This is a genomic window from Marinilabilia salmonicolor JCM 21150 (assembly GCF_000259075.1).
GTDB lineage: Bacteria > Bacteroidota > Bacteroidia > Bacteroidales > Marinilabiliaceae > Marinilabilia > Marinilabilia salmonicolor.
This window is the reverse complement of sequence record NZ_AJKI01000007.1, coordinates 139,179-149,271: the sequence shown is the minus strand read 5'-3', so window position 1 is coordinate 149,271 and position 10,093 is coordinate 139,179. Positions and strand designations below refer to the sequence as shown.

The 10,093-nt window shown below is 39.9% G+C and carries 7 protein-coding genes; 6 read left to right on the top strand and 1 reads right to left on the bottom strand.

Features of this window, described 5'->3' with window-relative positions:
• Positions 1–2,150, top strand: a 2,150-nt coding sequence (locus W7W_RS0105740; RefSeq protein ID WP_010662867.1) for a serine hydrolase domain-containing protein, incomplete at its 5' end; no start/stop codon positions are given.
• 92 nt (positions 2,151–2,242) lie between these two features.
• A complete protein-coding gene (locus W7W_RS0105735) occupies positions 2,243–3,694 on the top strand; it encodes an MltF family protein (protein ID WP_010662866.1) in 1,452 nt (483 codons plus the stop codon).
• 180 nt (positions 3,695–3,874) lie between these two features.
• Here W7W_RS0105735 and W7W_RS0105730 read toward each other — a convergent pair whose 3' ends face one another.
• Positions 3,875–5,179 (bottom strand): M18 family aminopeptidase, encoded by a 1,305-nt coding sequence (locus W7W_RS0105730; protein ID WP_010662865.1) that lies wholly within the window; start codon positions 5,177–5,179, stop codon positions 3,875–3,877.
• Positions 5,180–5,831: 652 nt separating this feature from the next.
• Between W7W_RS0105730 and W7W_RS0105725 the strand changes: the two genes are divergently transcribed.
• The 4 genes from W7W_RS0105725 (at position 5,832) to W7W_RS0105705 (ending at position 10,059) form a co-directional block, all read left to right on the top strand.
• Positions 5,832–6,131, top strand: a complete 300-nt coding sequence (locus tag W7W_RS0105725) for a hypothetical protein (RefSeq protein WP_010662864.1) — start codon at positions 5,832–5,834, stop codon at positions 6,129–6,131.
• 252 nt (positions 6,132–6,383) lie between these two features.
• Positions 6,384–8,321 (top strand): LTA synthase family protein, encoded by a 1,938-nt coding sequence (locus W7W_RS0105715; RefSeq protein ID WP_010662862.1) that lies wholly within the window; start codon positions 6,384–6,386, stop codon positions 8,319–8,321.
• 709 nt (positions 8,322–9,030) lie between these two features.
• Positions 9,031–9,303 (top strand): HU family DNA-binding protein, encoded by a 273-nt coding sequence (locus tag W7W_RS0105710; RefSeq protein ID WP_010662861.1) that lies wholly within the window; start codon positions 9,031–9,033, stop codon positions 9,301–9,303.
• A 69-nt stretch (positions 9,304–9,372) separates the two neighbouring features.
• Positions 9,373–10,059, top strand: a complete 687-nt coding sequence (locus W7W_RS0105705) for a TrmH family RNA methyltransferase (protein WP_010662860.1) — start codon at positions 9,373–9,375, stop codon at positions 10,057–10,059.
• Positions 10,060–10,093: the final 34 nt, after the last annotated feature.

Below are 10,093 nucleotides of genomic sequence, written 5' to 3'. Positions count from 1 at the left end.
CCATCTCTATACCAGCCGTAAAAATGCCTGGTCAACTGTTTGAAAGAAGCCAGGCACTTGAAACTTTGTCCGATAATTCGAATAAGCAGATTTTCAGTCCATGGCGTGTTGATAACCATACCGGGTTACCTGTCACTTTTGAAAAGACTGTACCAAAGGGAATCTTCTTTTTATCCGAAAATCCGGAAGATGATTTTAAAAAGTTAGTGAGAGCATACAAAAACAATTTGTTGGTTGAAGATGATTTAGATATTGGATGCAAAAGGATTCTTGAGAAGTTACAAGAGGTTAAATGTGATTTTGTACCGCAGGATTCGGTTCCTGAATCCATTGCTCATCTGACCAGAAGGCAGGCTTTTGAACAGGGCGTTCGTTTTTTTAACAGAAGGGACATAGCATTCTTACCTGCCGGATTTACGAATATAAAAGCAGGAATTATTAGTGATGTAAAAGAGGAAGCGACTTTTACTTTCCATCAAATGATTGAAAACCATATTCCCCTTACAAATAATGAAGTCTCAGATCTAAATTATATTTTTTGGCTTGCTGACGGGAGTGAATTAAATGATTCTATCATTGAGCACAAATTATCAATTATTCTTGAAAAGTATCCGGAGGCGCAAATAGCCATCATCATAGCCGACAGTGGTGACTATTTCAAATTTCATTCTCTGCCCGATGGAGTGGATGCTTTATTTACTTCGACTTCCGATTATCTGCCGGTTTGGGATTTGCTTGCCCAGGCTGTTGCCGGAGGACTGATTATCGGGCATGCCCAACCCCATGAGGATTGGCTCGCAAATGTAAAACAGTTTTCACGAAAAAGTTCTGCTACCCGCTTAAAATTTGGTATCCCTGAAGAGGTGGCCATGTACAGGGATTCACTTCTTTATATTGATTCTATCATGACCGAAGCCATCAGGCTTGAAGCAACACCCGGAGCTCAGGTTTTGATCGCCAGGGATGGAGTTGTGGTGTGGAGCAAAAATTACGGGCATCACACTTATGAAAAAAATCGTGAGGTTGAATCCTCTGATCTTTATGATGTGGCATCGGTAACAAAGATTATGGCCACCATTCCGGCATTGATGCATCTTTATGAGAAAGGAAAGTGGAAAATGGAAGATACTCTGGGTATGTATTTCCCGGAGACGGATACCACCGATAAAGCGGGAATTACTTTGAAAGAGTTGCTATTGCATGAAAGCGGCCTGACTTCCTACATCCCGTTTTATCAGCAAACAATTGATCGTGACAGGTTGAAAGGAGGTCTCTTTGGGCGTCGTTACAGCTGGCTTTACAATATAAAACTGGATGATTACATCTATCTGAACCGAACAGTACGATACCGAAAGGATACTTTTCAAAAAAGACCTGATGAAGTATTTAGTATTCCCGTTGCTCATAACTTTTTTATGAACCGGCAGTATCTGGATTCGATGAAGCTTCAGGTACTTGAATCCCCCCTGAGAACACGTCACCGGTATCTATACAGTGATCTGGGCTTCTTTTTTCTGGGACAGCTGGTTGCGAATCTGTCAGGAAAGACAACTGATGTGTTTATGGATTCGGTTTATTATAAACCCCTGGGAATGTATCGGACAGCATTTCTGCCGGCAGATAAATTTCCTTCCGAAGAGATTGTCCCTACCGAAGAGGATAACGCTTTTCGGAAACAATTGATCCATGGCTGGGTACATGATCCCGGTGCCGCAATGATGGGAGGAGTTGCCGGCCACGCAGGTTTGTTTTCCAATGCTTTGGATATGGCCCGGATGATGCAAATGTATCTTAACAAAGGGACTTATGGAGGCAAGCGCTACCTGGAAGAGAGCACCATTGATCTTTATACCACCGCCCATAGTGCCGAAAACCGCCGTGGATTGGGTTTTGACAAACCGGAACCGGATACCGCTAAAGTGAGCCCTGCATCAAAATTCGCCGCTCTGTCTTCTTTCGGACATAGCGGCTTTACCGGAACTCTGGTTTGGGCTGATCCTGAATCCGGATTGGTTTATGTTTTCCTTTCCAACAGAATTCATCCACATCAATACAACAAAACACTGATAAAAGAAAATATCCGAACAAGAATACAGGATGCTGCATACAAGGCCATTATAAGGAGGGATGAAACGAGTCAGGAGCACTGATTTATGAATTTAACAAGGAAGGTGTGTGACAGCAGGATCTTTGCATATATCCGTTGATTTTGGTATATTTGAACATAACCAAACTTCGTTTTATGCGAAAATTCTACTTTTTCACCCTTCTATTATTCCTTTTTCTTAATTCCTGTAATCAAAACACCCCCATTGAGGTTGAAGTGTCAGAAAATGTGCGAGTAACCAAACCTCAAGTAAGCAGAGATCTGCCGAAGATTATGGATGATGGTGTTCTCAAAGCCATTATGGTCTATAGCAGTACCTCTTACTTTCTGTACAGAGGACAGCCCATGGGGTATGAATATGAATTGCTGCAACGTTTGGCTGCACACCTGAATCTTGAACTTGAGGTGGTATTGGCGAAAGACATTGATGAGCTTATTAATATGCTGAACCGAGGCGAGGGAGATATCCTGGCACATGGCATGACGGTAACACAGCATCGACGGAAATATGTGGATTTTATGGATTATCTTTATTTAACCCGTCAGGTATTGGTTCAAAGGAAACCCGAGAACTGGCACCAAATGAAGCTGCATGAAATAGAAAAAGAACTGATTTCTGATCCCATTGAATTAATAGGCCTTCCTGTTTATGTGAGAAGAAACTCAGCTTATTACAGTCGCTTGACAAACCTTCAACAGGAAATTGGGGGACGTATTGAAGTGGATACAATTGCAGGGGAGTGCTCCACTCAAAAAATCATCAAGATGGTGGTTGACGGAGAGATTGATTATACCGTTGCTGACAATAATATAGCCCGTATTAATGCTTCCTATTATCCTATTCTGGATGTGGAAACACCCGTTAGCTTTTCTCAGCGAATATCCTGGGCAGTACGAAAAAATGCACCGGAATTGTTGGATACACTTAATTTTTGGGTGAGGCAGATGAAGGATGATGTGGACTATTACGTAATCTATAACAAGTATTTTAAGAATACCCGGTCTTTTAGCAAACGAATCTCTTCAGATTTTTACAGTGAAAACGGATCGAATATCAGTCGTTTTGATAGCATTGTGCAACATCATGCAAACCGAATCGGGTGGGACTGGCGGTTGCTGAGTTCATTGATTTATCAGGAGTCTGGTTTCGATCCCGGGGAGAAATCCTGGGCAGGTGCGGGTGGATTAATGCAACTAATGCCTGCCACAGCTGGAGAGCTTGGAGTTACTGACGTCTCAGATCCATCACAGAATTTACAGGGAGGAACCACTTATCTCAGCCAGTTATGGGAAAGATGGGAAGAAATACCCGACTCAGTTCAGCGATTGAAATTCACAATGGCATCCTACAACTGTGGTTATTCCCACGTAAAGGATGCCCGCAGATTGGCAGAAAAGTACAATGCCAATCCCCGTGTGTGGGATGACAATGTAGAACAGTATGTGCTCAATCTTATGTATCCGGAGTATTACAATGATGAAGTAGTCAGATTTGGTTATGTGATGGGAGAGGAGCCTGTTAATTATGTGAGACAAATATTAAACCGTTTCGAACATTACACAAGACTGATTTCTGGATCAGACTGAAATGTTGTGAGTCTGAGATACTAAGTGGTTCACAAAATTTTCGATATAAGGATTCAGAATCCCCTGGCTAGATTGATAAGGCACGTTATTTCAGTGCCTTATCACAATTATTTACGTTTTTTGTTTGGTTCAGGCTCGTTCATGTAAGGTATTTGAGGTAAATAAACGTTTTTCGTCCAATCAGGATGCTGTTTCAAAGAATTTTATAAATACTCTGATGATATATTCATGATCCTGGATCCCACCAAGTTCTCTTACAGAGTGCATCCCCAGCATGGGATTGCCAACATCTACTGACCGGATATCCATTTGTGTGGTTAAAACATTTCCAAGTGTTGAACCACCTGCCATATCACTCCGGTTAACGAACTTTTGGCATGGTACGCCGGACAAACGACAGAGGGTTTCAAAAACGGCTCCGCTATCTCCGTCGGTGGTATATTTCTGATTGGCGTGGATCTTTATTACCGGTCCTTTGTTTATAAGCGGATGTAATACGGGATCGTGTTTTTCGGGATGGTTGGGATGGACTGAATGCGCCATATCCGCTGAAATCATAAACGATTTATGCTGCGTTTGCTGAATTCCTTCATCATCCTCACCCAGTTGTTTTAAAACCCTTTCAAAGATGTTTTTGAAAACGGGAGATCCGGCACCCTGTTTGGTTTGACTACCTACTTCCTCATTGTCAAAAATGCAAAGGAAATTGGTTGCTTCTCCGGGTTCTGCTGCCAGTAGTGCTTTTAAACCTGCATGAACCATGGCCAGATCGTCAAGCTTGGGACTGGAGATAAATTCACTCTCCGGTCCAAGTAAACAACCACGGTGATACTCATTTAGGGTTATGTCATAATCGATGATTTTCTCTGCTTCCACACTTGCTTCTCGGGAAAGTAGTTCCTTAAAATATCCCTTCCTTCCTTTGTCTCCGATGATGCCACAAAGTGGAAGCATATCCTTTTGCTTGTTCAGTTCCACACCATCGTTTACCGACCGGTTTAGGTGAATAGCCAGATTAGGAATGGTAAGCATAGGGCGATTAAAATTCACAAGCCGGGATTCAGGATGCAAAACATTTTCACCTTCAATTATTACCCTTCCTGCCATGGATAAAGGACGGTCAAGCCAACTCATTAAAATGGGACCCCCGTAAACTTCTGTGTTGAATTTTACATAATGGTCATTTTCCACCATCTCAGGGGAGGGTTTGATCTTAAATGAAGGAGAATCACTATGAGCACAGATTAACCGGGTTCCTGTAAGAGAAGGAGATTTAGTTCCTGTGACAAAGGCATAAAGTGAAGAACCGTTTTTGGTTGTGAAATACTTTTTTCCGGGCTCTAAATCCCATCTGTCTTCCAGTTTAAGGGCCTCGAAACCGGCCTTTTTCAACTCTTTAGAAATATTATCTACAACATGATAAGGGCTTGCCCCTTCATGAATGAAGTCAATCAGCTCTATGGCAGTTTTTTGTGCATTATTCATATCCTGATGTTTTAAATAAGCATAGTTCTTTTACTTGTCTTTATTAACAAAGATAATGTACCACTGGTTTGAATGAAATGATTTATCCCAGTTATTGGCGTCCTGTTAAAAAATGAGATTGCTTCACTATGTTCGCAATGGACTGGATTTTGGAGGTGATTGAACGGGGGTAGGATGGTTTTTCGGCATAGCGTAAATCACCGCTGCCACCCCAGCTTAAAACCTGTAGGACAGGGGCATTGCGACCGATAGGAACAAGGCGGGAAGCAATCTCTTTTCACAATTAGAGTTCTCCTGGCATTAGTGATACCAGAGGTTATTTTTTCCTTTAAATATTTGCGTTTTACCAAATAAATTATCAGGATCAGCTATGAAAAGTTTCAAAACATCGGTACTTTTTTTTGATCAATCTTTGAAGTGCTTACGATAACTTTTATTTGTACTTCAATTTTGGAAGATAATAAAAAATAAAAATAAAATTATGATAGGTCTTGATGTTCCTGTTTTTTTGCCTTAAATTTACTATAAGGGCATTTAGGAAACTAAAGTTGGCGGGCAATTTTCAGTTGTCGATGTAATGCTCTTGATGCAATGACAGTAGGGATGGACCCATAATAAAATTGCAAATTCCTTAAACCTAAAAGATATACTGATGAAACATTACAGAATAAAAGTCAGAGATGATAAGGCGACGTTTTTTGAGGAACTATTGAGGTATCTGGATTTTCTGGACTATGAACAGGTTGAGAGTTTTTCAGAACCCCGGATTTATACAAATTTTGAACTTCGACCTCAAAAAACAAAACCAATGGAGCAACGATCTGTTTCCTCTAAAGGAAAAGGACGTATGAAGACGGTGGGTGAGCAGGCAAAAAGTTCATCAGCAGAAAGCCTGCGTGAAGTTCTGGCACGAATTGACCAGATGAGAGATCAGTCCAGAAAAAGTAAATAATTTTCGGTACACATTTTGTTTTAATCACCTCTCCGAAGCATTTGAAATGTTACGGAGAGGTTTTTTGTTTCAGAGGCGGTTTTTTCTTGTAAATTTGCATTCTGAAAAAATTTTAAAAGGTCCATGAAAGGTGCATAATTCTTTTTATTACTATACGGGTAAAGAAAAGTGATTGCTTCACTTTGTCCATAAGAACGGACGTTTTCATCAGACTTTGTTTTCATCATTTGGTAATTACAAAATCTCATTCGAATGCATAAAAGTTGGTCACTCAATGAATATGTGGTATTAATTCTGCGTTTTGTATTAATTTTAATTCTTTTTTCTATCAGTCGTTTGACCTTTTTCTGGTTTAATGCTGATTTGTTTAGGGAAATATCATTTGTAGGTTTTCTAAATTTATTGATTGGGGGCCTTCGCTTTGATATCAGTGCTCTCCTGTATGTAAACTCCTTGTTTTTACTATTTTCTTTGTTCCCATTGAAAATAAAGTTTAAAAGCTGGTACCAAAAAGGTTTGAGAATTCTGTTTCTGGTCACAAATGGTATTGCTTTGGCGGGGAACGTTGCTGATACCATATATTATCGATTTACCTTAAAACGAACCACCGCCAGCGTGTTTGAACAATTTTCAAACGAAGAGAATATGGGAGCCCTGTGGGTTCGATTTATCTTTGATTACTGGTATGCCACTTTGGTGTGGATTGCGTTTATGTTTTTGCTTGGTTACGTGTACAATCGGATAAAGCCACAGCCCGCCTTAAAAACATTTGGATGGAGGTACTGGGGCCTGTCCATTCTTATTATGGCTCTGGTGGGAGGCTTATCTGTCGGAGGTATGCGTGGAGGTTTCCGGCATAGTACACGTCCCATAAACATCAGTAATGCTGCAAAATATGTGGAACGTCCGGAGCAGGTTGCCATTGTGCTGAATACGCCATTTTCCATTTTCAGAACTTTGGGTAAGACAGCTTTTAAACCGGTTCATTTTTTTGAAGATCAAGAACTGTCAAAAATATATTCCCCGGTTTATCAACCCGAACAATCCGCTTCCGGCAGCAATATTGAGCAGGATCGGCCCAATGTGGTTTTGATAATACTGGAAAGTTTCGGACGGGAACATATAGGTGCCTTTAACAGAGACCTTGAAGGTGGAAGTTATGAGGGATTTACACCCTTTTTGGATAGTCTGATTGAGCAATCATGGGCCTTCGACCATGCTTATGCAAACGGTAGAAAGTCAATTGATGCCTTACCTTCCGTTATTGCTTCTGTTCCTTCTTTGGTTCAACCTTATATTGTTTCAGAATACTCCACCAATAAAATTAACGGATTGGCCGGGTTGCTTTCCCGCATTGGTTATGAGACTGCATTTTACCATGGTGCGCCTAACGGCTCAATGGGCTTTCATGCATTTACGAAAATGGCCGGATATGATGCCTATAAAGGAAAAACGGAATACAATAATGATGAAGACTTCGATGGTATGTGGGGTATATGGGATGAACCGTTTTTCCAGTTTTTTGCAAAGGATATGGGACAATTGCAGGAGCCGTTCTTTACAACACTTTTTTCGGTTTCCTCACATCATCCCTTTGCTGTTCCGGAGCAATATGTGGATACCTTTCCCAAAGGTCCTCTTCCGTTGCATGAAGTGATGGGATACTCTGACATGGCTTTGCGGAAATTTTTTGAAACAGCGTCAGCAACCGATTGGTTTGATAATACCTTGTTTATAATAACTGCTGACCATTGTACCATCCCTTTTCATGATGAATATAAAACTCCGGTAGAGGGCTTTGCCATACCCCTTGTGTTTTATAAACCCGGAGACATAGATGCCAGAATGGATTCAGGTCTGGCACAACAAACCGATATAATGCCGACTGTTCTTTCTTACATTGATTATCCCTATCCTTATATCGCCTTTGGAAACGATCTTCTTTCACAAAGTGAAGATGAACGTTTTGTAGTGAACTACATCAATGAATCTTATCAGTTTTTGTATAACAATTATGCTGTTTACTTTAATGGTGAAGAAGTAACTGAGGTATATGATCTGATGAATGATCCATTGCAGGAGAATAATATCATAGGAAAAACAGATTTTAAAGATGCCCGGAGGCTTTTTAAAGCTTATCTGCAGCAATATGTGACCAGAATGATCAATGATGATATGACTGTAAATTGAGAGCCTTTCTCTGATTTTTATGTGTTTTTCGGCTAAATTCTGCCGGAAATGGCTGCCACTTTTTTAGTCTGCCTTATTGACTTCGTCCACCTTCGATTCATTAATTATAGTAAGGAGATGTTCAAATATCAAGAAATATCATCCATTTTAATGAGGATGGTTGTATTTCGCAGATAGTTAGTGTTTGTCTATAAAGTCCAACTTCTGCGTTGTTGCTCAAAATCTAAACCCTCAAATACATTAGTATTCTGTAGTTTAGATTTTTCACACGCCTTGAATTTGAACTTTCTATCTCAAACACTTGAAAAACGCTAAGTTTATGGACAGACTCAAGTTGGGCATCGGAATTTATTATAAAGGAATAGAGCAGTTTGGAACAAACCAATTAAGAAGTATGTATTTATGTTTGAGATTTGATGTCCTGTAATAAGATAGATTTAATATTTTCTTAAACAAAAATTAACAATGGGTTGTTATCATAACGAAATTTTTGACAACCAAAAAGGTTGTATGATGTAAGCTCATGAAGCACCACCACTGATTTGCGAAAAAAGAGTCATTTAAGTACGAAAATTTAACTTTGTTCAAAAAAAAACGCATTTTCAAGCATTTTTTAGGCGTTGGAATTTGGTAAACACCAAAAACCGTCTATATTTGTGGAAAGAAGAATGGGAAACTTAGTTTTTAACCCTAAAAATTAAATTTTATTATGAACAAAGCTCAATTAATTGAAGCAATCGCTGGTGAATCAGGATTGACTAAAGCAGATGCTAAAAAAGCACTCGATGGTTTTATTAAAGTAACCGGTGATGCATTGAAAAAAGGTGACCGGATTGCACTTGTTGGATTTGGTTCTTTCTCTATTTCTGAAAGAAGTGCCCGTACAGGACGTAATCCTCAAACCGGTAAGGAAATCCAAATTCCTGCCAAGAAAGTTGTTAAGTTTAAAGCTGGAAGTGAATTGACTGACGCTGTAAACTAATTCTTTTTTGGTCAAACGAATAAGAAGGGGGTGTTTCATATTGTGAAATACCCCTTTTTATATGAGGTGATGGAAAAGGCATTAATCGAATTTCTCTCGCAATTTGTGACGGTCCCGAGGCTTGATTTATTCAAACGTGTTTTAGAGGAGCGTACGGACTATATCACCGTTGTGCTGGAAGATATTTTTCATCCGCACAATGCAAGTGCTGTATTGCGTAGCTGTGACTGTTTTGACATCCAGGATGTGCATATTGTGGAGAACCGACACACCTACAACGTCAATCCGGATGTTGCTCTTGGAGCCTCCAAATGGTTAACACTTCACAGATACCGTGAAACTGATAAAAACAATAGCACCCGTGCATTGTTAGATTTAAAAGACCAGGGGTACAGAATCGCTGCCACTGTTCCGGACAAAAAAGCAGTTTCATTGCATCAGTTCGATATTACTGGTGGTCCTTTTGCCCTTGTGTTTGGAGGAGAGAAGACAGGCGTTTCTGAAGAAGTCAGAAAGATGGCTGATCACTTTGTAACCATTCCGATGGTAGGTTTTACAGAAAGTTTAAATATATCAGTTGCAGCGGCAATTCTGTTGCAACATTTTACTGAGCAAATTCGTAAGAAAACCGATAGACCACAATTAAGTGAAGAGAAGTATAACCGTATTTTACTCGATTGGATCAGGAAGTCTGTAAAACGTGTGAATATAATTGAAAAGGAATTCTTGACGAGAACCGGCTTCGATATTGATTAAATGATTATATTCATCGGTTAATTCAAAAATTTCA